Source organism: Algoriphagus alkaliphilus (assembly GCF_900103735.1).
Lineage (GTDB): Bacteria > Bacteroidota > Bacteroidia > Cytophagales > Cyclobacteriaceae > Algoriphagus > Algoriphagus alkaliphilus.
On the sequence record NZ_FMXE01000078.1, the window covers coordinates 1 to 1404 of the forward strand.

General features: G+C 45.6%; 1 protein-coding gene. It reads right to left on the minus strand.

Translation table 11 applies throughout. The features are described 5' to 3' along the window. Positions 1-110: 110 nt before the first annotated feature. The coding region (gene ltrA / locus BLQ81_RS21850; protein WP_217636709.1) for a group II intron reverse transcriptase/maturase at positions 111-1404 on the minus strand (1294 nt) is incomplete at its 5' end.

A 1404-nucleotide genomic window follows, 5' to 3' on the forward strand; every position in this document is an offset into this window, starting at 1 on the left:
CAATCGGGTCAGGCAAGGGAATTTCACCCTCACCTTCCCACAGAACCGTGCGTGAGACTCTCACCTCACACGGCTCTTCATGTTTATAAATCGCTTCGTACTAAAAGTACTTAAGGTTGTATCAATTTCCAATGCTCAAATAAGCCCGGGCATTCCTTGTACTGGCGTTTCAGCCATTTGACTGCTGCCATCTTATACAATCCCTTTTCCCATTTTACCCATTTGAGCAGGCGATGGTTGAGTTGATTCCATACTTCACGCATAGATTCTCCTCGCAACTTGTGGTAGTAGTTCAACAATCCTCTGATTATTGGATTGAGACGTTTGGCAATGTCCTGCAAAGGCCTTCGCCATTTGTGGATTGCCAGTTCTCTAAACTTTCCCAGTATCGATGCTTTGGATTTGCTGCTTACAAATGTTCCCGGCAATAGCATTCCCTTGCCCTTGATAGTCTGCATTGTAGGTTTGATCGTGAATCCAAGAAAGTCGTATTTCCGGGGATATTTGGTCTCTGACCGGCCACGGAGATTTACAATCTTGGTCTTTACAGGATGCAGCTCCAGATGGCAGTCCTTCATGCGTTGGCTGATTAGCTTAAGCATAAACTTGGCTTGCTTCTCTGTCTTGCAGTGCACCACCACGTCATCGGCATACCGTTCAAAGGGCTTTTCAGGATGAAACTTTCTCATCCATTCGTCGAAAGCCACATGCAGATAAAGGTTGGCAAGCAATGGACTTACCACTCCTCCCTGAGGTGTCCCTGCACTTGTTTTCAAGTATTCCCCTTCTGCCATAATCCCTGCCTTTAGCCATCTGGAAACATAAATTGCAACCCATTCATCCTTGCAGTAATGCTTCAAGGCTTTCATCATCAGGTCATGGTCAATATTGTCGAAAAACCCTTTGATATCCAGGTCAACGACAAAATCATTTCCAAAACAATTCAGCTGTGATTGTTTAACCGCTTGGTGGGCATTGCGTCCGGGTCGATAGCCGAAAGAACTTTCATGAAATCTAGGTTCCAGTTGTCTCTCCAAGTGCTGACGCACTACTTGCTGGGCTATCCGGTCAAGAAGAGTAGGTACGCCTAGTTTGCGAACTCCTCCATCTTTCTTGGGAATCTCCACTTGCTTGACTGGCGAAGAAAAATAGCTTCCAGAGGTCAGGCGATTCCATAGTTTATACAGGTGCTTGGAAAGGTCTTTATCCAAGTCCTCCCAGGTCATCTGATCTATGCCCGCACTACCTTTGTTGGATTTTACTTTCTTGTACGCCTGCCATACCATCAGTTTGGTAATTGGTTGCGATTTTGTTTCATAGTAGTCTGTCATCCCAATTGACTTGGTTGTAAACTGATTTGAAACTAAACATGCCTCCTTCCCGCCTCCTCGCTCAAATGTCCCC